The organism is Rhodococcus sp. P14, assembly GCF_000256505.1.
Lineage (GTDB): Bacteria > Actinomycetota > Actinomycetes > Mycobacteriales > Mycobacteriaceae > Rhodococcus > Rhodococcus ruber.
This window is the reverse complement of sequence record NZ_AJFC01000234.1, coordinates 1-19,362: the sequence shown is the minus strand read 5'-3', so window position 1 is coordinate 19,362 and position 19,362 is coordinate 1. Positions and strand designations below refer to the sequence as shown.

Here is a 19,362-nt window from a genome sequence, read left to right as displayed (position 1 = left end):
CTCCTCTAGAAGCCGGGCAGACCGGGAATGCCGCCGCCGAGCCCACCGGCCAGGGGGCCGAGCTTCTCGGAGGCGATCTCCTGCGCCTTCGCCGACGCGTCGGCGATCGCGCCGATCACCAGGTCCTGCAGCGTCTCCACGTCCTCGGGGTCGACGACCTCGGGGTCGATCCGAAGGCCGACGACCTCACCGGTCCCCTTCACCGTCGCCGTCACCAGGCCGCCACCGGCCTGGCCGGTCACCTCCGCCTGCGCCATCTCCGCCTGGGCGGCCATCAGCTGCTGCTGCATCTGCTGCGCCTGCGCCAGGAGCTGCTGCATGTCGGGCATTCCACCGGGTTCCACAGGCATGTCCTTTCGCGGGATTTCGCAACTCAGGGTAGTCCGTCCCCGGTACCGTGACGGAATGCGCGTGCGTGGACTGTCCCGCCGGATCACCGTCGCCGCCACCTGCGTGCTGGCCCTGTCCCTGCCGGGAGTCCCCGCGACCGCGACCCCGGACCTGCCGCTGACCGGCCGCACCGTCTTCCTCGACCCCGGCCACAACGGCACCAACGACGCGAGCATCACCGCCCAGGTGCCCACCGGCCGCGGCGGCACCAAGAACTGCCAGACCACCGGCACCAGCACCGACTCGGGCTACACGGAACACACCTTCAACTGGGACGTCGCGATGCTCGTGCGCGCCGAACTCGAGGAGCTCGGCGCGCACGTGCTGCTCAGCCGCCCCGACGACGCGTCCGTCGCGGCCTGCGTGGACCGGCGCGCGGAAGAGGCCAACGCCTCCGGCGCGGACGTCGTGGTCAGCCTGCACGCCGACGGCGGCCCCGCCGACGGGCGCGGCTTCCACGTCAACTACTCGGCGCCCCCGCTCGACGAGGTGCAGGCCGGCCCGTCCGTCGCCCTCGCCGTCGCCGTGCGCGACGCCCTCGTCGACGCCGGACTGACCCCGTCCACCTACCTCGGCACCGACGGCCTGCTCGGTCGCGACGACCTGGCCGGACTCAATCTGGCCCGACGGCCGTCGGTGCTGGTCGAGCTCGGCAACATGCGCAACGCGACGGACGCCGCGACGATGACCGATCCCGACGGGCGGCAGCGTTACGCCACCGCCGTCGTCGCCGGGATCGTCGCGTTCGCCGGCGACCCCGCCGACGCCCTCTAGTCCAGTTCGCGCTTCAGGTTCGCCAGCACCTGCTCCTGGATCTTGCGCAGCCCGAGCGGCGCGAAGGTCTTCTCGAAGAAGCCGCCGATGCCGCCCGCACCCTTCCACTCGGTCAACGTCACCACGGTCGAACCGGTGCCGTTGGGCACCACGCTCCACGTGGTCACCAGGGACGAGTTCGCGTCCCGCTCGGTGATCGTGCTGCCCGAGACCGCCACTCGCGCCTCGACGTCGCGAGCCCGCTTCTTCGTCGCCTGCAGGATCCAGTGCACGACCGTGCCGTCGCCGCGACCACCCGAGAGCACCCGGTAGTCGCGGTACTGCTCCGGGAGGATGCGCGGACGCACCGACTCGTAGTCCGCGAGGGCCTCGAGCACCCGCTCCGGCGCCGCGGCGAGCTGAATCGAACTGCTGGCGCTTACCTGTCCCACTGTTCCTCCTGTTGCCCGTGGGCCGCTCGGAGCGCGGCCGTCACCGGTTCCCATCCTGCCTGCTGCATCGTCGCGCCCGGGCGGGCCCGCGGGGCTATTGTGAAGGTCGCCACCGTGCGTCGCCCCAGGGAGTCGTATGCAGAAGCCGAAGTCAGTCGTAGTCCCGAGCGGAGAATCCGCACATCGGGCGGGTGTCGAGCGCCTGTTGCGTTCCTACCGCGCCATCCCTGCCGACGCCCCCGTGCGCCTGGCGAAGAAGACCTCCAACCTCTTCCGGGCCCGGGCCCGGGTGAACGCGCCCGGCCTCGACGTGTCCGGCCTCGGCGGCGTCGTCTCCGTCGACCCCGTCGCGCGCACCGCCGACGTCGCCGGCATGTGCACCTACGAGGACCTGGTCGACGCGACCCTGCCCCACGGCCTCGCACCCCTGGTGGTGCCGCAGCTGAAGACGATCACGCTCGGCGGCGCGGTCACCGGGCTCGGCATCGAGTCGACCTCCTTCCGCAACGGCCTGCCGCACGAGTCGGTCCTCGAGATGGACATCCTCACCGGCGCGGGCGAGATCGTCACCGCCACCCCCGACGGTGAGCACGCCGACCTGTTCCACGGTTTCCCCAACTCCTACGGCACCCTCGGCTACGCCACGCGCCTGCGCATCGAACTCGAACCGGTGAAACCGTACGTGGCGCTGCGGCATCTGCGGTTCGACTCGCTCGACGAGATGCAGTCGGCCCTCGACCGCATCGCCACCGAGCGGGTGCACGCCGGGGTGCCGGTCGACTACCTCGACGGGGTGATGTTCTCCGCCGCGGAGTCCTACCTGACCCTCGGGACGCAGACCGACGCCCCCGGCCCGGTCAGCGACTACACCGGCGAAAACATCTACTACCGCTCGATCCAGCACGCATCCGTCAACCATCCGCGGACCGACCGCCTCACCGTCCGGGACTACCTGTGGCGGTGGGACACCGACTGGTTCTGGTGCTCGCGCGCCTTCGGCGCCCAGGACCCCCGGATCCGGCGGCTGTGGCCGAAGCGCCTGCTCCGCAGCAGCTTCTACTGGAAGCTGATCGCCCTCGACCACCGCTACGGCGTCGCCGACCGTATCGAGCGGCGCAAGGGCAACCTGCCGCGCGAACGCGTCGTGCAGGACATCGAGGTGCCGATCGAACGGACCGCCGAGTTCCTGCGCTGGTTCCTCGACGAGATTCCGATCGAGCCGGTCTGGCTGTGCCCCTTGCGGTTACGGGAGGGCGGCCCGGTGGCGCGCGACGCCCAGCGGCCGTGGCCCCTGTACCCGCTCGAACCGAAACGCACCTATGTCAACGTCGGCTTCTGGTCGTCGGTCCCGGCCGTTGCCGGCGAGATCGAGGGCGCCGCGAACCGTCGCATCGAACACAAGGTCGCCGAGCTCGACGGCCACAAATCGCTGTACTCCGACTCGTACTACACGCGCGCGGAGTTCGAAGAGCTCTACTACGGCGGCGGGGACTATCCCGCCCTGAAGAAGCGTTACGACCCCGAATCCCGTTTGCTTGACCTCTTCTCGAAGGCGGTGCACAACAGATGACCACGTTGCGAGAACCAGGCATTCCCGACGGCCGGCTCACGCTCGCCCAGATTCTCGAGACCGTGACCGGCGGCGAGCTGCCGGTGCGGTTCACCGCGTACGACGGCTCCAGCGCCGGCCCGGCGGACGCCCCGTACGGCCTGCGGTTGACCTCCACGCGCGGCACGACCTATCTGGCGACGGCACCCGGCGACCTCGGCATGGCCCGCGCCTACGTCTCGGGTGACCTCGAAGCCGAAGGCGTCCATCCCGGCAACCCGTACGAGCTCCTGAAGGCCCTGGGCGACTTGCACTTCCAGCGTCCACCGGCACTGACGCTCGCGCAGATCGCCCGCTCGCTGGGGTTGGAGACGCTCAAGCCCATCGCGCCGCCCCCGCAGGAGCACCTGCCGCGCTGGCGCCGGTTCGCGGAGGGGCTCCGGCATTCGCGCAGCCGTGACGCCGAGGTGATCCACCATCACTACGACGTCTCCAACGCGTTCTACGAGCACGTCCTGGGCCCGTCCATGACGTACACGTGCGCGCTGTTCGACTCCGAGGCGCAGAGTCTCGAGGACGCACAGGAGAACAAGTACCGCCTCGTCTTCGAGAAGCTGCGGCTGCAGCCCGGGGACCGTCTCCTCGACATCGGCTGCGGCTGGGGCGGGATGGTGCGGTACGCGGCACGGCGCGGCGTCAAGGCACTCGGCGTCACCCTGTCGCGGGAGCAGGCGGAGTGGGCGCAGAAGGCCATCGCCGACGAGGGACTCACCGACCTCGCCGAGGTCCGCTTCTCCGACTACCGCGACGTGCCGGAGACGGGCTTCGACGCGATCTCCTCGATCGGGCTGACCGAGCACATCGGCGTGCAGAACTACCCCACGTACTTCCGGCGGTTGCACGACAAGCTGCGCGAGGGCGGCTTGCTGCTCAATCACTGCATCACCCGTCCGGTCAACCGCGGCCCCGTCAAGGCCGGGGGCTTCATCGACCGGTACGTCTTCCCCGACGGGGAACTCACCGGCTCGGGGCGCATCATCACCGAGATCCAGGACATCGGCCTCGAGGTGCTGCACGAGGAGAACCTGCGCCAGCACTACGCGCTGACCCTGAAGGGCTGGTGCGAGAACCTCGTCGCCAACTGGGACGCGTGCGTCGCCGAGGTCGGCGAGGGCACCGCCCGCGTGTGGGGCCTGTACATGGCCGGTTCCCGCCTCGGCTTCGAACGCAACGTCGTGCAACTGCACCACGTCCTGGCCGTCAAGCTCGGCCCGGATCAGGAGCCGAACGTCCCGCTGCGCCCGTGGTGGGTCGCATAGGCCGCTCCGCGGCCCGTGCGCGGTTCTGGTAGTACCCACTACCAGAACCGCGCACGGCACGAGCAGGGGTTCGGCTCGTCCCGGACCCAGCCCAACCGGGTCAGCACCGTCTCCACCTCGCGCGCGACGTCGCACGGCGACGACGCCACCTCCCGGTATCCGAAGACCAGCCGCGATCGTCCGGCCAGCTCAGCGGCGTTGTCCCGACGCCGGTCGCGGAAGGCGACTTCGCGCATCGAATGCACCCACCTGCCGTCCAACCGCACCGTGAGCGGGCATCCGGCGCCGTCGTACGTGCAGTCCTCGTACAGGGTCCTGCCGTCCACGACGACCGGGCTCTGCCGGTCCGCCACGGGCAGTGCATGCGCACGCTCGACATCGATCGCGTAGTGGTACTCCAGGACGGACTGCACCCCCTCCGCCAGCAGTGTCACGGCCTCGTCGAGCGCGGTCCGATACCGGTACGGCGGCCGCTCCTCGAGTCGCCGTCGCACGGTGTGCAGCCGGATCCCGGCGTTCGTGACCGTGGAGATCAGCGACAGGTACGCCTCCCGCGGCGACGGCTGCGCGGTGGCCAGATCCAGTGCGGTGTCGACCTTGGTCGTGCGCGCCAGGTACCGATCGACGCCGATGTGGGCGTGCGCCCGGGACCGGTGCACGATCACCCCGGGATGGAGAACGGCGTCCGGCTTCGACACCGGTAGCGTCGCCTTCCGTCCGGGTGCCCGCATCGTCGCTCGCTGCGGCAGCGCGGACTTGCCCACGGGAACGGTGACGTGCACCGGTGCGGTGTCGTCGACCGGGAGCATGCCCCACAGCTCCGCCGCAGTGCGATGGCTCAGCATCGCCGCGCCGCCCCCGTAGAGCAGCGCCGCCTCGAGCACCATGGTCCGTGTCAGCGGCCCGCTGCTGACGGCGTAGACGCCCTGCAGGACACGCTGCCACCGCCCGGTGTCGAGCAGATGCCGCACCGTTCCCCGCCCCACCCCCAGGTCGGTCAGCTCGGTCTGGGTCACCAAGCCGGCTCGATCGTCGAACAGCTTCTGCACGTCGCTCTTCCCGAAGTCCCCCATGCGGTCGATGATGGCGGACCCCCGACGCGTGAGGGCCCCCGACCGTGGCCGGGAGCCCTCACCTGTGGAGAACTCGTGCGCGGTTTTGGTAGCGATGGCTACCAAAACCGCGCACGGGGGTCAGCGCAGGGACGCCGGGGGGGTGAAGCGCTCGCCGTACTTGGCGGCGAGTTCCTCGGCGCGCTTGACGAAGCCCTCCTTACCGCCGGGGTAGCCGGCGATGTACTGGGCGACGCCACCGGTCCAGGCCGGGAAGCCGATGCCGAGGATCGAGCCGATGTTGGCGTCGGCGGTGGTGCGCAGCACGCCCTCGTCGAAGCACTTCTGCGTCTCGATGGCCTCGATGAACAGCATCCGCTCGATCAGGTCCTGGATCGGGATGTCCGTGGGGGCACTGTCGAACTTCTCCCGCAGGCCCGGCCAGATGCGGCTGCGCTTGCCGTCGACGTACTCGTAGAAGCCGCCGCCGCCCGCACGGCCCGGACGGGCCTCGTCGACGAGGAAGTCGACGACGGTGGACGAATCGTCCTGCGGCACCTTCAGTCCCGACGCCTCGGTCGCCGCCTCGGTCTCCTTGCGGATCTTCTGCATCAGCGTCAGGTTCAGCTCGTCCGACAGCTGCAGCGGCGGCGCCGGGTAGCCGGCCTGCGAACCGGCCTGTTCGATCGTCGCCGGCTCGATGCCCTCGCCGACCATGCGGATCGCCTCGTTGACGAACGTGCCGATGACGCGCGAGGTGAAGAAGCCCCGCGAGTCGTTGACGACGATGGGGGTCTTGCGGATCTGCTGGGCGAGATCGAACGCCTTGGCCAGCGTCGCGTCGGAGGTCTTCTCCCCGGCGATGATCTCGAGCAGCGGCATCTTGTCGACCGGCGAGAAGAAGTGCAGGCCGATGAAGTCCTCCTGCCGCGTCACGCCCTCCGCGAGACCGGTGATCGGCAGCGTCGAGGTGTTCGAACCGAGCACCGCGTCCGGCGCGACGACGTCCTGGATCTCCTGGAACACCTTGTGCTTGAGCTCGGTGTTCTCGAACACCGCCTCGATGACGAGGTCCGCACCCGCCAGATCGGCGACGTCCGCGCTGGGAGTGATGCGGGCAAGCAGCGCCGCGGACTTCTCCTCCGTCGTCTTGCCGCGCGAGAGCGCCTTGGCCTCGATGCCCTCCGAGTACGCCTTGCCCTTCTGCGCCGACTCGATCGAGACGTCCTTGAGGATCACGTCCATGCCGGCCTTGGCGCACACGTAGGCGATGCCCGCGCCCATCATGCCGGCGCCCAGCACGGCGACCTTCCGGAAGGTGGTCTTCGGGAACGGCGTGCCGTCGGCCTGGTTCGGCCGTGACGCACCGGAATTGATGGCCTGCATGTCGAAGAAGAACGCCTGGATCATGTTCTTGGCGACCTGGCCGGTGACGAGCTCGGTGAAGTACCGGCCCTCGATCTTCGACGCGTTGTCGATGTCGACCTGCGAGCCCTCCACGGCGGCGGCCATGATGGCCCGCGGCGCCGGCATCGGGGCACCCTTGAGCTGCTTGCGCAGGTTCGCCGGGAACGCCGGCAGGTTCGCCGCGAACGCCGGCGACGCCGGGGTACCACCGGGGATCTTGAAGCCCTTCTTGTCCCAGGGCTGCACGCCGCCCTCGGGGTTGGCCTTGATCCACGCCTTGGCGGCGGGGACGAGTTCGTCGATGCTGCCGACGATCTCGTCGATCAGGCCGATCTCCTTCGCCTTGGCCGGGTTGTAGCGCTGCCCCTGCAGCAGCACCTGCATCAGCGCGGTCTGCAGACCCAGCATCCGCACGGTGCGGGTGACGCCGCCACCGCCGGGCAGCAGGCCCAGCGTGGCCTCGGGCAGGCCGATCTGCACGCCCTTGACGTCGGCCGCGATGCGGTGGTGGGTGGCGAGCGCGATCTCGAGGCCGCCGCCGAGGGCCGCGCCGTTGATCGCGGCGACGACGGGCTTGCCGAGGGTCTCGAGCCGGCGCAGGTCCGCCTTGATCGCCTCGACCTCGTCGAAGATCCGCTGCGCGTCCTCCGGCCCGACCTTGATCATGTTCTTCAGGTCGCCGCCGGCGAAGAAGGTCTTCTTGGCGGAGGTGATCACGGCACCGGTGATGTCGTCCTTCTCGGCGACGAGGCGGTCGACGGTGGCCTTCATCGACGCCTTGTACAGCTCGTTCATGGTGTTCGCGCCCTGGTTCGGGTCGTCGAGGGTCAGCACCACGATGCCGTCGGCGTCGCGCTCCCAGCCGATCATGTTGTTCTCAGTCACTGTGAATTCCCCAGTCCCTTCCGAAGTTTCAGACGCGCTCGATGATCGTGGCCACACCCATGCCGCCACCGATGCAGAGGGTGACGAGGGCGCGGCGGGCACCGCGGCGCTCGAGCTCGTCGACCATCGTTCCCATGATCATGGCGCCGGTCGCGCCGAGCGGGTGCCCCATCGCGATGGCGCCGCCGTTGACGTTGAGCTTCTCGTCCGGGATCTTCAGGTCCTTCTGGAACTTGAGCACGACGGACGCGAACGCCTCGTTGATCTCGAACAGGTCGATGTCGTCCACGGTCAGGCCGGCGGCGGCGAGGACCTTGTGCGCGGCCGGGGTGGGACCGGTGAGCATGATCGTCGAGTCCGCACCCGAGGTGGCGGTGGCGACGATGCGCGCCCGCGGGGTCAGACCCATGTCCTTGCCGGCCTGCTCGGAACCGACGAGCACCAGCGCGGCGCCGTCGACGATGCCGGAGCTGTTGCCGCCGTGGTGGACGTGGTCGATCTTCTCCACGAAGTGGAACTTCTGCAGCGCGACGGCGTCGAAGCCGCCCATCTCGCCGACCATCGCGAACGACGGCTGCAGTCCGGCCAGACCCGCGAGGGTGGTGTCGGGACGCATGTGCTCGTCGTGGTCGAGGACGGTCAGGCCGTTCTGGTCCTTGACCGGCACCACGGACTTGGCGAAGTAGCCGCCGGACCAGGCCGCCGCGGCGAGCTGCTGCGAGCGGAGCGCGTAGGCGTCGACGTCCTCGCGGCTGAAGCCCTCCATGGTGGCGATCAGGTCGGCGCTGACACCCTGCGGCACGAAGTAGGTGTCGTAGTTGGTGGCGGGGTCCAGCGCCCACGGGCCGCCGTCGGAGCCCATCGGCACCCGCGACATCGATTCGACGCCACCCGCGACGACGAGCTCGTCCCAGCCGGAGCGCACCTTCTGCGCGGCCATGTTCACAGCCTCGAGGCCGGAGGCGCAGAAGCGGTTGATCTGCACGCCGCCGACGGTGTCGGGCATGCGCGCCGCGGTCACCGCGGTGCGGGCGATGTCGGCGCCCTGGTCGCCCACCGGCCCGACGACGCCGAGGATCAGGTCCGAGATGCGGTTCTCGTCCAGGTCCGGGAACCGCACGCGCAGTTCGTCGATCAGGCCGGTGACCAGGGAGATCGGCTTGACCGAGTGCAGCGACCCGGTCTTCTTGCCGCGGCCGCGCGGAGTTCGGATGGCTTCGTAGATGAATGCCTCGGAGGTCACAGTGCGCAGGTTCCTTCCCGTGCTTTGCGGATGCGAGGGGCGCCAGCTCGTGACAGCCGTCACGCCCGACGTCGTCCACCCTAGGAGCCGGGGCGCCGCGGACTGAAGGACCGAACCGAGCGGAGTCCGTGACCGAACCGAGCGGACGTTCACACCCCCAGGCCGGCCTCGCGGGCCTGCACGATCGCGGTCGACCGGTCGGCCGCGCCGAGCTTGCCGAGCACGTTCGACACGTGGTTGCGCACCGTCTTCGGGCTCAGCACCAGGCGGCGGGCGATGGTGGCGTTGTCGTGCCCGCGCGCCATCAGGTCCAGCACCTCGCGTTCCCGGTCGGTCAGTTCCGGGAAGACCGTGGGCGCGAGGGTGCGGGAGGCCGCCATCGCGCCGATCGCCTTGGCGGCGACGGCGGCGCCGACGATGACCTCGCCGTCCGCGACGGCCCGGATCGCCCGCTCCACGCCCGACGGGTCCGCACCCTTGACGAGATAGCCGCGCGCCCCGGCCCGCACCGACGCGACGAGCGAGTCCTCGTCCTCGTGCATGGTCACCACCAGCACCCGCAACTCGGGGAACCGTCCGAGCAGCAGCCGGGTCGCCTCGATGCCCGAGCCGTCCCCGAGTTCGAGGTCCATGAGCACGACGTCGACGTCCGCGGTGATCACCTCGAGCGCCTCGGCGACCGAACTTGCCTGCGCCACCACCTCGATGCCGTCGAGGGTGCCCAGCAGGGCGACGAGGCCGAGCCGGAACACGGGATGATCGTCGACGACGGCGACGGCGATCGCCGTGGGGGCGCTCACGACGGTCCCCACGGCAGGTGCGCCGTGACGACGGTGCCGTGCGGCTGCGCCCCCGTGATCGCGACGCTGCCGCCGACGTCCTCGGCGCGTTCGCGCATGCTGTGCGTCCCCACTCCCCGTCGCGCGTTCCGGTCCATCCCCCGGCCCGCGTCGCGCACCTCGAGGGTGAGCCGGTCCGCCGAGGCCCGCACGCGCACGCGGCATCCGTCGGCCCCGCTGTGCCGCCGCGCATTGGTGACCGCCTCGGCGGCGATGCCGTACGCCGCCGCGACGACCGGACCGCTGCGGCCCGAGGGCACGTCGGCGTCCACCTCGACGCGAAACCCACTGCGCGAGTGGACAGCCGACATCTCCTCGAGCGCGGCGGCGAGACCGAGCTCGTCGAGCGCGGGCGGGAGCAGCCCCCGGGAGAGCTCGCGCACCCCCTCGACCTGGTGGTCGAGTTCGCGCAGCAGGGAGTCGATCAGCGGAACGGCGTCGGCGGAGTCGGTGTCGACGAGGTTGCGGGCGCCCTGCAGCCCGAGCCGGATCCCGGCCAGCGACGGACCGAGCCCGTCGTGCAGTTCCCGGCGGATGGTGCGGCGTTCGGCGAGCCGGGCCTCGGTGAGCCGGGCACGGGCCGCGTCGAGCTCCTCCGAGGATCGCAGCACCACGAGACCGGCCTCGACCACGGAGGCGAGTTCGCCGAGTGCGCGGAGGCTGCGCGGCCCGAGGGTCTCGCCGGGTGGCGCCGTCACCGCGACCCGGCCGTCGCGCAGGACGACCTCCTCGGCGGGCCCGGTGGGGGTGCCCCAGCGGGCGAGCACCTCGTCGCCGCGGCGCACCGTCACGGACTCGAGTCGCAGCGCGACGCCGATGCCGGCGGCGAGATCCTCGAGCAGTTGCCGCGGCGTCTGTGCCCCGGCGAAGTGCCGGCCGAGCCGGCGCACCGCGCTCGCCGGATCGTCGCCCTCGCCGTAGACGAGGATGTGCACGCGCCGCGTCAGCCAGGCCCGGACCGGCTGCACCGCCAGCGCCACCGCGACCGCGGCGACGGCCTGGGCCACGACCGAGCCGTCCGTGGGCAGGATCAGGGCGACGGTGGCGGTCACGACGAGGTAGCCGGTGGCGAGTACCGCGACGAGGCTGCCGGCGACGGCTGCGCGGCTGACGGCGAGGTCGAGCCCCCACAATCGTTGCCGCAGCACCACCACGAGGATCGCGATCGGGTAGAACGCCTGGGTGGTCAGGTGCAGCAGCGGGGTGAGCATCCACGGCAGGCCGGGCACCGCGAGCGGGATGTAGGACACGGCCATCAGTGCGGTGCCGAGCGCGAGCCAGCCCAGGCCGATGCGGTCGGACACCGGGCCGCGCCGCCACCGGTAGGTGACGTCCGCCGCGGCGAGCAGACCGACGGTGACGACGGGCAGCACGAGCCAGCCGACGGCGGTGCCGGTGAAGGTACGGGCCCAGAAGAACCAGCCGGTGACCGCGGCACCGGTGAGCACACCGAGGCGGGCGCGCCGGTCGAGCGGTGTGTCACGGACCAACCAGGGCACCACCAGGAACAGCGCCAGGGTGCCGGGGATCCACGTGGTGCTCTGCAGGGGCGCGAGGACCCCGGCGAACGGCAGTCCGGGCCGCACCTGCGCGAGCTTCGTCCACGCGTAGCTCAGGGCCGACAGCCCGACGCCGATCGAGGCGAGCGAGAGCAGCAGCGGCACCGGATGCACCCGGCGTGCGAGCACCACCCCGGCGACGGTGCCGTATACCGCGGCGCCGACGACGTCGACGAGGAAGAACAGCTGGTCCGAGTCGAGGTCCGGACGAGCGGCCGCGAAGACGGCGAGGGCGGCGACGGCGAGACCGCACGACAGCACGGCGACGACGGCGGCGGGCCCCGGTGCGCCACCGGTGCCCGCCGCCGTCTCGGATGCGCCCGCAACAGCCCTGCAGCGGTGAGTATGCCCCGCGGCCGGTCCCGTCGCGCGGCAGCCTATCGGCGTGCCCTGTCGGAGACGGCGAATCCGACGCCGGCGACGAGCACCCACACCGGGCCGACGAAGCCGGCCATGTACTGCAGCGGGGAGATCCCGAGCAGCGCCGTCAGGCCGCCGAGCACCACGCTCGCCCAGCCCAGCCACTGCGGCGTCGCGCCGTGGCGCAGCGAGGCGGCGGCCACCGCCAGGCCGCTGACCCCCGCGCCCACCCACAGCCACGGGATCGTGCCGACCCAGTGCGAACCGACGACGGCCACCTCGGCGACCATCTGTCCCGGCTCGCTCAGCCCGAACAGCAATTCGGTGTCGAGGCCGGCGCCGAGCAGGCAGGCCGTCGCGGTGAGCAGCAGCCCGAACGCCGCGACGGCCGGCAGGAGGCTGTCGTCGGGCAGTGCGATCCGCAGGCGGCGCTGCAGGCCCGCGGCGAAGATCAGCAGCAGCACCGTCGACACCATCAGCGACAGGTGCATCACCAGCAGTTCGGTCCGCTCGCCCGCGAAGGCGTCGGCGATGGCGGACGCGTTGCCCGCCGTGGATTCGTCGTAGGCGGCGCCCATGCCCATGCTCGCCTGGATGGCGACCACCCCGGCGAGGCCGGCGACGGCCCCGGCCCAGGCCCAGGCGCTCGACGACGCGCGCCGTGCGCCCGTGCGGCTGTCCTCCGTCACGCTCGCTGTGCTCATCGGTGTCCCTCCCTCGTCCCGGCGCGCTCTGCGCCTGACGGAGAGGGTGCTGCGCCCGGTGTCCCGGTCGCCAGGGACACCCGTCCCGTCCCGGTGGGAATTCTCCCGGCGCGGCGTCGGTGCAAGTTGCGCGCGTCGGACGCACGTGGCGCGCGTCAGGGGCAAGTTGCGCGCGTCGGTGCGAGTTGCGCGCGTAAGTACGAGCGCAACAGGCACTTTCGCGCGCGGAACCCCAAAAGGAGGGGGTGGGGGGACCGGACGTGGTTCACACCAGGGCGGGGCCGATCACCAGCAACGCGACGAGGGCGATCAGCGCCGAGCAACCGGCGATGGCCACACCGCCGGCCGGCGACTCGACGTCACCGAACAGCGGTTCGTCCTCGTCCCAGCACCACCGCGGCATCACTCAATGGAAGCGGTTCGGGCGCGCATCCGCAACGGCCGGGAGACATTCGCCGCGAGGACCGGACAATGTGCGCCGCGCGTCCCGTACCGCAGGAGTTCTTCGGGCGGTCACCGCGGGGGTTGCACGGTCAGCAGGTCCCCGACGGTGCAGCCGAGGACGTGACAGATCGCGGTCAGTGTCGAGAACCGGATGGCGCGAGCGCGGTCGTTCTTCAGCACGGACAGGTTGGCGACGCTGACCCCGACGCGTTCGGACAGCGTCGCGAGGGTCATGCCGCGCTCGGCGAGCAGGTCGTCGAGCCGGCAGTGGACGGCGTGTTCTGACTCCGGCGGCATCACACGAGTCCTTCCTGGTCGCGTGCCATCCGGTTGCCCACCCGGATCGCGATCGCAACCGCAGAGAGCACCATCGCCCCGGCGTACACCAGCCAGAACTCGGCTCCGAGCCAACTGCCCTCGACGCCGGGGACGTGGGTGAGACCGAGATCGCGGATCGCCATGTTGGTGCCCGTGATCCGGGGGAACATCGGAACCAGGGCGATGGTCAGTGCCACCCAGCCGAGGTGGTAGGTGAGCCGGTAGGTGCCGTGGTCGAACATCCGGCCCTGCACGAACCGGCGCACGAGCAGGGCCAGCAGCCCCAGCACGGCCAGGTAGCTCAGCGTCTGCGCCGCGTCGCCCGTCCGCAGCAGCGCGACGGTCACCGGCGACAGCTCGGCGACCGGCAGCGAGGTGGTCACCGCGCCGTCGAGTGACGCCTGCACACCGGACGGCGTGGGGACGGGGGTGGCCGCCTCGCCGAGTTCCATGCGCGCGGTCACCGTCGCGGCCGAGAGCTGCCCGGACAGGGTGGCGACGTAGTCGGCGACGACCACCGCCGCGGTACCGGCGAACACGGCCATGCTCGCCCAGAGGTCGCGCCGGTCCTTCGCGGTGGGCCGGAGAACGGACACCGAAGACGTACTCATGACACCCTCCCATATCGATTATCGATAGCCTATCGATAATCGATATGGGAGGCAACGTGACGGGATCGGATCACGCCAGGCGGATCGGGGCGACGACGTCCGCGACGACGGTCAGCACCGTGAAGGCACCCCCGGCGACGACGAACGCGTAGGTCACCGGCAGCAACTTCCCGAAGTCGACCGGCCCCGCGTCGGACAGACCTCGCAGCCGGCGCACCCGGTTACGACACGCCTCGTAGACGGCGACGGCCGCGTGCCCGCCGTCGAGGGGCAGCAGCGGCAGCAGATTGACCAGGCCGACGAACAGGTTCAGCCCGACCATCAGCAACACGAACGATTCCCACATGCCCCGTTCCGCAGCCTGCCCGCCCAGGGACGCGGCGCCCACGACACTGACCGGGGTGTCCGCGTCGCGCTCGCCGCCCGTCACGGAGTGCCACAGCGACGCCACCTTCGACGGGGCGCTCGCCAGCGTCCGCGCCGACGCCACGACGAGGTCCCCGGTGAACGCGAACGCGGCCGGAACGGCGGCGACGAGGCCGTAGCGGACCGGACCGGCGACCGGTTGTGCGGAGAGGCCGATCGCCCCGACGGTCGTCGACCGCTCGACCCCGGACCGGGGGTCGACCACCCAGCGCTGCACCGGTTCGACAGCGACCGGCACCCGCAGTTCCCGTCCCTGCCGATCGATCACCAGTTCGACGACTCCCGAACTCTGCCACACCCTTTCGACGAGGTCACCGAACCGGGCGACGTCCCTTCCGTCCACGGCGAGGACGACGTCGCCGGGGCGTATCCCGGCCGACGCGGCCGGTCCCGGCCCGTCACACCCGACGAGTCCGTATCCGGGCGCCGGCCCCTGCGACGGCGGGACGCACCCGACGGACTCGACCACGATCCTCGGGTGCAGATCCGGCAGACCCCACCCGACCGCAAGCCCGAGGACGAGCACCACGGCAAGCAGGAAATTCATACAGACGCCACCGGACATCACGGCCACGCGCTTCCACGTCCGCTGCCGATACAACGCCCGGTCGTACTCGCCGGGGGCCAGTTCGTCGAGGGCGGTGGTGCCGGCGATCTCGCAGAACCCCCCGACCGGGAACAGGCCGAGGCCGTACTCGGTCTCCCCGCGGCGGAACGAGAAGACCGTCGGGCCGCGACCGACTGCGAAGCGGCGCACCTTCATTCCGAGACGCCGCGCCACCCACAGGTGACCGGCCTCGTGCAGGGCGACGGACACGGCGAGGGCGAGCGCGAACAGCGCGACGCCGAGGGCGAACATCAGGGGTGATACGTCGCGTGCTCGCGAATGTATCCGCTGACGTTGCCCTCCGGATCGCAGATCATGTCGCCCTCGAGGCACTCGGTGGTGACCGGGATGTGCCGCAGCTCGCCGGCCGGCTGCGGAAGGGTGATCCCGGGAACGAGCGGACCGGCGTACTGGGCGGGCCGGCCCTGTGCCGGATCGGCGATCAGGTGCACCCGGACGCGGTCCTGAAGGTCGGTGCCGTCGTCGTGCACGGGCGGCACCGCGTCGATCTCCATCGCCACCCGGCGCACGACGATCGCACCCTGGGAGTAGCCGTACAGCTCGTAGCGCGTGCGCGGCCCGCAGGCGGCCTCGGTCCGGCCGATCTCCGCCCACAGGTTCTGCACGCCGATCTGCACCGACTGGTCCATGAACGTGTCCCAGCCGAACACCCCGGCCACCATGCCCGCCGGGTACCGCACGTGCCGCACCGCGAAGTCGGAACTGTCACGGTACTGATCGGTGTAGGAGTTGAGGGGGCTGTCGGGGTCGATCGAGTCCGGCGTTTCGGGACCCTTCGTGCCGTCGACGGCGAGCACCACGGTCGGCGCACAGTAGGCAGCCGGGGACGGGTCGGCATGGGCGATCGACACGGCACCGAACATCGAACCGATGGTCAGCGCGCCGACGATCGCCACCCGGACAGCGGAAAGGATCATCGAAACCGTCCTTCAGCCCATGGGATCCAACCCAACGATTCCCGACCGCGTTCATAAGTAAGCACAGCGATCGTAAGTCCGCAAATCGAAGACACGGGTGCGACGCACCGTGGTGGGCTCAGCGGACGACATCGACCGGATCCACGAAACTGTAACTCCGAGTACGCAGACCGTCGATGATCGCGGGCAGCGCATCGGCATCGAGAGTCGTGCCGTCGTCGGGGTTCGTGCCCACGTGCATCAGGACGAGCTGGCCGGGCACGGCTGCGGAGACGACCCGTTCGGTGACCGCCCCGACGTCGAGACCACCGCTGGTGCCTTTCCAGCCGAGCGAGTCCACCGTCCAGCGCACCGGCACATACCCGGCATCGTTGACGACGCGGATGTCGACGTCGGTGCGAGCACCGAACGGAAACCGGAACAACGGCACGGCCGGGCGACCCGTCAGTGCCGTGATCGCGGCCTCGGCCGCAGCAAGATCGGCTCTGATCTGCTCGTCCGTCAGATCCGGATAGGCAGGGTGGGTGTCGCTGTGGTTCCCCGCTCTACCCCGCGATCGCCGGGTCGAGCCCCCGGGTGCGGTGGAACACCACGCTCACGGCGAGGAGGATCTCCGCAGCCGCGACCGCCAGTGCGGCCGCCATGAGCGGAGGCATCGATGCGTCCGCTGTGCCACCGGCGACCACCGGCACAGCGTGCCCGTGGTGGCCGCCGCCCCCACCTCCGGGACTCATGGTGGTCAGGTGCAGCATGATCATCACGACGTTCATGACGGTGACCAGGATCCAGTCCCGCTGGTTTCCGCGCCGCCAGAGATGGCGCGCGCAGTAGAGGCACCCGGCGGTCATGACGAGCGTCAGGACCGCCGGCGCCGGGGAGGGTGCGTGCCCCCCGAGTGCGCCGACGTGCAGCACGGCGGACGCGACGGCCAGGGCGGCGGCCGCCCGGCCGCACCACGGGAACGTGGTGCGACGGGCGGCCGGATCGGTGGTGGACACGGCCGTCAGTCCGTGCAGCAGTGCTTCGACGGGCCGGCCGGGACGTCGAGCGCCGGATTGCGGTCGAAGAACCCGACCGGCTTCAGCGTGAATCCGGCATAGTCGACGGGCATCACGGGCCAGTCCTCCGGGCGCGGGAAATGGGTGAGCCCGAAGGTGTGCCACAGCACCAGGTCCTCGCCCTCGATGTTCCGGTTGCCGGCGACGAATGTCGGCAGTCCCCCCTGTCCCGGATGCTGGTTGACGAAGTCGCCGGCGGGATACCGCTGCGCCGGGTCGTACTGCGTGACCCACAGGTGCCTGGTGGCGAACGCGGCGCGGGCGGCGATGGAACTCGACGGGTCGGCCAGCAGCACGGGCTGGCCTTCCGGGTGCAGCGCGTAACCCACGTTCCGCCCGAGCCGGTTCTGCTTGGTCGGGTTGGTGATGTGCCAGACCCGGGCCTTGGTGTTGTCGGCCAGCCGCTGCCCCTCGGCCTCCGTGGTGAGGGTGGTCTTGCGGCAGCGGAACGCATTGCCCCAGGGGTTGTCCGGTCCCATCGGTTCGGGCACGGCGTCGACCTCCTCGACCGTGTTGACGTTGCCGTCGACCGCCATGTCCAGGCGCGCGGAGAAGAGGTGCTGGTGGAACGGTGCACCGAGGCCGGGCGCCATCTCGGTGGCGAACCCGTCCTCGCCGCGGTAGGCGGAGGTGAACACGATGCCGGTGGCCTTGGCCTCGAGCTCGATGGTGCCGTCCAGGTAGAGGTACCAGTAGAAGCCGTAGTCGTAGTTGCCGATCGTGAGGAAGAACGAGATCACGAGCCGGCGCGAGCGCCGGGTCTCGGTCATGCCGTTGAACATGTCCGTGTGCTTCCACAGGACGCCGTAGTCCTCCTCGTGGAGGCAGATCGCGTTCTTCATCACCCGGGGGTCGCCCTTCTCGTCGGCGATGGTGACGTCGAAGTACTGGATCTCACCGAGGCAGTCGCACCCGAGTTCCAGCGAGTTGGTGTAGCGGCCGAAGAGGTATTCCCCCTGGTCGAAGTAGTTCTGCCAGTATCGCACCGGCGACGGGTCGGCATAGGGCACGACCATCTCGGCGATGGAGGCACGGTAGATCACCGGTCGCTCCACGCCGTCGTCGGAGAACGACAGCTGGTGCAGGGTCAGGCCCTCGCGGACGTCGAACCCGAACCGGAACGTCCAGTCCGCCCAGGTGATCCGGTTGCCGTCGACCGAGAAGCTCGGCCCCTCGGGCTGCGTGATCTCGATCGGCTTGAGGTCGGTGCGGACCGGCGTCTCGTGCGGCGCGGCGTCCCATTCGCCGCGTTCGGCCGGCACGGGAAGGGTGATCTCGTCGACCACCTTCACCACCCGCTGCTCGGTGAGATCGACGTACGCGACCACACCGTCGATCGGATGCGCCCACGGCAGGTCGGCCTCGTCCTCCTGATGGAACGCGAGCACGCGGACGATCCGGTGCCCCACCTCGTCCTCGTGCCCGAACACCCCGGCCGACAGCGGAACCGCGCGCACCTTCTGCGGGTCGATGCCGCGCGCGGCCATCGCCGCGATCCAGTCGAAGCTGGAGAGCAGGAACGATTCGATGTCCTCGAACTCCTCGTCGAGGATCGGGACGTGCCCGTCGGTGGCGGCGTCGACGGCGACGGTGCCGAGGATCCTGCGTTCGGTGACGGACACGACGTGGTCGGATCCCGCACCGGTTGCGCGGTCGAGGAGCAGGACGCGGGCCCGGCGCTCGACGTGCTCCCCCGGCCGGAACGCCAGGACCGTCGACTTGGGGGGTTCCTCGAGTCCGACGTAGACGAACCGGACGTGCTCGGTCACCAGTCCCGCCGCCGACACCGTTTCCTTGACTGCGGTGATCTCGTCGGCGGTCAGCGGGCTGAGCGGATGGTCCGGTGCGGGTGTCGATGCCGCTTCGGTGAACGGCGTGGTGGCAGTGCTCATCGTGCGATCTCCTTGTCGATCTGGGGTTCGGTCGTGACGGCGGGCGCGAGGCCGCCGTGGGGATGGGTGTTTCGTGCAGCGTCGGGGCGGAGAGCGGCCACGGCCGCTCCGCCCGCGAACGTCCCGGCGAGAACAACGGCGATGACGGCGGCGAGGGTGCTCGATCCGCCGACGAGCAGCGGCAGGTTCGCGATCGTCATCGTGAGCAGGGCGCCCAGCCCGGCCAGGCCCAGCGCCGGCGCGATCAGCGTGGGCCAGGGCCGGGTGTCGGCCCGGGAACGCCGGAAGAAGACGAGGACGGCGATCGACGTCAGCGCCATGAGGGCGAGCACACCGACGGACGCGACCCCGGCGAACCAGGCGAAGACCTCGGTCACGGGATCGAGCCCGCCGACGGCGGAGGCCACGACGAGGACCAGCGCCGAGACCGTCTGCACGACCGAGGCCACGTAGGGCGACGCATGACGTTCGTGCGAGCGGCCGCATCGCGCCGGCAGTGCCGCGCTGTTGCCGAGCGAGAAGATGTAGCGGGAGAGCACGTTGTGGAAGGACAGCA

The 19,362-nt window shown here is 70.6% G+C and carries 19 protein-coding genes and 1 pseudogene; 3 read left to right on the top strand and 17 right to left on the bottom strand.

What is annotated here, in order from left to right:
• Nucleotides 1–5 precede the first annotated feature (5 nt).
• Entirely contained in the window at nucleotides 6–329 is a 324-nt protein-coding gene (locus OEY_RS0116380; protein WP_010594927.1) for a YbaB/EbfC family nucleoid-associated protein, read from the bottom strand.
• A 76-nt stretch (nucleotides 330–405) separates the two neighbouring features.
• Here OEY_RS0116380 and OEY_RS0116375 point away from each other — a divergent pair, with 76 nt between their 5' ends.
• Nucleotides 406–1,164 carry an Rv3717 family N-acetylmuramoyl-L-alanine amidase gene (locus tag OEY_RS0116375; RefSeq protein ID WP_010594926.1) on the top strand — a complete coding sequence of 253 codons (759 nt, stop codon included), beginning with the start codon at nucleotides 406–408 and terminating at the stop codon, nucleotides 1,162–1,164.
• On the opposite strand, the gene OEY_RS0116370 is transcribed toward OEY_RS0116375, so the two are convergent.
• Nucleotides 1,161–1,595, bottom strand: coding sequence for an SRPBCC family protein (locus OEY_RS0116370; RefSeq protein ID WP_010594925.1), 435 nt, complete (start codon nucleotides 1,593–1,595; stop codon nucleotides 1,161–1,163). The genes OEY_RS0116375 and OEY_RS0116370 overlap by 4 nt on opposite strands.
• Nucleotides 1,596–1,731: 136 nt before the next feature.
• Here OEY_RS0116370 and OEY_RS0116365 point away from each other — a divergent pair, with 136 nt between their 5' ends.
• Together OEY_RS0116365 and OEY_RS0116360 are read left to right on the top strand one after the other, a co-directional pair.
• Nucleotides 1,732–3,165: an FAD-binding oxidoreductase gene (locus OEY_RS0116365; protein WP_010594924.1), complete on the top strand. Its 1,434-nt coding sequence runs from the start codon at nucleotides 1,732–1,734 to the stop codon at nucleotides 3,163–3,165.
• Nucleotides 3,162–4,463: a class I SAM-dependent methyltransferase gene (locus OEY_RS0116360; protein WP_010594923.1), complete on the top strand. Its 1,302-nt coding sequence runs from the start codon at nucleotides 3,162–3,164 to the stop codon at nucleotides 4,461–4,463. The genes OEY_RS0116365 and OEY_RS0116360 overlap by 4 nt, the downstream gene beginning before the upstream one ends.
• Before the next feature lie 38 nt (nucleotides 4,464–4,501).
• Here the strand turns inward: OEY_RS0116360 and OEY_RS0116355 are convergent, their stop codons facing one another.
• The 15 genes and pseudogenes from OEY_RS0116355 to OEY_RS0116285 form a co-directional block, all read right to left on the bottom strand.
• Nucleotides 4,502–5,536: a type IV toxin-antitoxin system AbiEi family antitoxin domain-containing protein gene (locus OEY_RS0116355; protein ID WP_010594922.1), complete on the bottom strand. Its 1,035-nt coding sequence runs from the start codon at nucleotides 5,534–5,536 to the stop codon at nucleotides 4,502–4,504.
• Nucleotides 5,537–5,656: 120 nt separating this feature from the next.
• Complete coding sequence (locus OEY_RS0116350) at nucleotides 5,657–7,807, bottom strand: 3-hydroxyacyl-CoA dehydrogenase NAD-binding domain-containing protein (protein ID WP_010594921.1); 2,151 nt, start codon at nucleotides 7,805–7,807, stop codon at nucleotides 5,657–5,659.
• Nucleotides 7,808–7,835: 28 nt separating this feature from the next.
• Nucleotides 7,836–9,050, bottom strand: coding sequence for an acetyl-CoA C-acetyltransferase (locus OEY_RS0116345; RefSeq protein ID WP_010594920.1), 1,215 nt, complete (start codon nucleotides 9,048–9,050; stop codon nucleotides 7,836–7,838).
• 149 nt (nucleotides 9,051–9,199) lie between these two features.
• Nucleotides 9,200–9,862, bottom strand: coding sequence for a response regulator transcription factor (locus OEY_RS0116340; protein WP_010594919.1), 663 nt, complete (start codon nucleotides 9,860–9,862; stop codon nucleotides 9,200–9,202).
• A complete protein-coding gene (locus tag OEY_RS28575) occupies nucleotides 9,847–11,709 on the bottom strand; it encodes a sensor histidine kinase (RefSeq protein WP_010594918.1) in 1,863 nt (620 codons plus the stop codon). The genes OEY_RS0116340 and OEY_RS28575 overlap by 16 nt, the downstream gene beginning before the upstream one ends.
• 116 nt (nucleotides 11,710–11,825) lie before the next feature.
• Nucleotides 11,826–12,512, bottom strand: coding sequence for a hypothetical protein (locus OEY_RS0116330; protein ID WP_010594917.1), 687 nt, complete (start codon nucleotides 12,510–12,512; stop codon nucleotides 11,826–11,828).
• A gap of 265 nt (nucleotides 12,513–12,777) precedes the next feature.
• Entirely contained in the window at nucleotides 12,778–12,915 is a 138-nt protein-coding gene (locus OEY_RS30840; protein ID WP_017681507.1) for a hypothetical protein, read from the bottom strand.
• Between the two features lie 110 nt (nucleotides 12,916–13,025).
• Nucleotides 13,026–13,253, bottom strand: coding sequence for a helix-turn-helix domain-containing protein (locus OEY_RS0116320; RefSeq protein WP_029540072.1), 228 nt, complete (start codon nucleotides 13,251–13,253; stop codon nucleotides 13,026–13,028).
• Complete coding sequence (locus tag OEY_RS0116315; RefSeq protein WP_225223152.1) at nucleotides 13,253–13,885, bottom strand: hypothetical protein; 633 nt, start codon at nucleotides 13,883–13,885, stop codon at nucleotides 13,253–13,255. Before OEY_RS0116315 ends, OEY_RS0116320 begins: the two co-directional genes overlap by 1 nt.
• 70 nt (nucleotides 13,886–13,955) lie before the next feature.
• Complete coding sequence (locus OEY_RS0116310; RefSeq protein ID WP_010594914.1) at nucleotides 13,956–15,170, bottom strand: M50 family metallopeptidase; 1,215 nt, start codon at nucleotides 15,168–15,170, stop codon at nucleotides 13,956–13,958.
• A complete protein-coding gene (locus OEY_RS0116305) occupies nucleotides 15,170–15,856 on the bottom strand; it encodes a cutinase family protein (RefSeq protein WP_010594913.1) in 687 nt (228 codons plus the stop codon). The genes OEY_RS0116310 and OEY_RS0116305 overlap by 1 nt, the downstream gene beginning before the upstream one ends.
• A 118-nt stretch (nucleotides 15,857–15,974) precedes the next feature.
• Nucleotides 15,975–16,388 (bottom strand): annotated as a pseudogene (locus tag OEY_RS28570) (polysaccharide deacetylase family protein); the annotation flags it as partial.
• Nucleotides 16,389–16,401: 13 nt separating this feature from the next.
• Nucleotides 16,402–16,854, bottom strand: coding sequence for a hypothetical protein (locus OEY_RS0116295; RefSeq protein ID WP_010594911.1), 453 nt, complete (start codon nucleotides 16,852–16,854; stop codon nucleotides 16,402–16,404).
• 5 nt (nucleotides 16,855–16,859) lie between these two features.
• Nucleotides 16,860–18,806: a primary-amine oxidase gene (locus OEY_RS0116290; protein ID WP_010594910.1), complete on the bottom strand. Its 1,947-nt coding sequence runs from the start codon at nucleotides 18,804–18,806 to the stop codon at nucleotides 16,860–16,862.
• Nucleotides 18,803–19,362 (bottom strand): amino acid permease (locus OEY_RS0116285; RefSeq protein ID WP_029540070.1); only part of this gene is annotated, 560 nt, incomplete at its 5' end. The genes OEY_RS0116290 and OEY_RS0116285, both read right to left, overlap by 4 nt.

Bases quoted from the DNA above. Each gene is read 5' to 3' on its own strand.
- OEY_RS0116305 (WP_010594913.1), bottom strand. From the start codon at position 15,856: ATGATCCTTTCCGCTGTCCGGGTGGCGATCGTCGGCGCGCTGACCATC.
- OEY_RS0116380 (WP_010594927.1), bottom strand. From the start codon at position 329: ATGCCCGACATGCAGCAGCTCCTGGCGCAGGCGCAGCAGATGCAGCAG.
- OEY_RS0116365 (WP_010594924.1), top strand. From the start codon at position 1,732: ATGCAGAAGCCGAAGTCAGTCGTAGTCCCGAGCGGAGAATCCGCACAT.
- OEY_RS0116360 (WP_010594923.1), top strand. From the start codon at position 3,162: ATGACCACGTTGCGAGAACCAGGCATTCCCGACGGCCGGCTCACGCTC.
- OEY_RS0116290 (WP_010594910.1), bottom strand. From the start codon at position 18,806: ATGAGCACTGCCACCACGCCGTTCACCGAAGCGGCATCGACACCCGCA.
- OEY_RS0116320 (WP_029540072.1), bottom strand. From the start codon at position 13,253: ATGCCGCCGGAGTCAGAACACGCCGTCCACTGCCGGCTCGACGACCTG.
- OEY_RS0116310 (WP_010594914.1), bottom strand. From the start codon at position 15,170: ATGTTCGCCCTCGGCGTCGCGCTGTTCGCGCTCGCCCTCGCCGTGTCC.
- OEY_RS0116375 (WP_010594926.1), top strand. From the start codon at position 406: ATGCGCGTGCGTGGACTGTCCCGCCGGATCACCGTCGCCGCCACCTGC.
- OEY_RS0116315 (WP_225223152.1), bottom strand. From the start codon at position 13,885: ATGAGTACGTCTTCGGTGTCCGTTCTCCGGCCCACCGCGAAGGACCGG.
- OEY_RS0116355 (WP_010594922.1), bottom strand. From the start codon at position 5,536: ATGGGGGACTTCGGGAAGAGCGACGTGCAGAAGCTGTTCGACGATCGA.
- OEY_RS0116330 (WP_010594917.1), bottom strand. From the start codon at position 12,512: ATGAGCACAGCGAGCGTGACGGAGGACAGCCGCACGGGCGCACGGCGC.
- OEY_RS30840 (WP_017681507.1), bottom strand. From the start codon at position 12,915: ATGCCGCGGTGGTGCTGGGACGAGGACGAACCGCTGTTCGGTGACGTC.